Annotated in this window: 1 pseudogene; it reads right to left on the reverse strand. The window is 46.1% G+C overall.

Going from position 1 to position 228, the window contains the following annotated elements:
• Positions 1-228: pseudogene (locus AB4585_RS26130) on the reverse strand (hypothetical protein); the annotation flags it as partial.

Consider the following 228-nt stretch of genomic DNA (forward strand, 5'->3'; position numbering starts at 1 on the left):
GTTACAAGCTCCCCTGTATAATCAATACCGTAGTTCGAGGACACCGATAGAATGTTTAACGCCTCTTTTGCTGTACCCTCGAAATAGATAGACACTGGCGTCGTTGGATCGACACCATGGCCATAGCGAATACGGATATCATCACCAAGCACATCCCTTAACACCAAGTTCAATGGAAACTGCTCCGCAATCAAATCTACAGATTCCGACAGCCATTCAGGTTCAGAC

The organism is Vibrio sp. 10N.222.49.C9 (genome assembly GCF_041474985.1).
Taxonomy (GTDB): domain Bacteria; phylum Pseudomonadota; class Gammaproteobacteria; order Enterobacterales; family Vibrionaceae; genus Vibrio; species Vibrio crassostreae_C.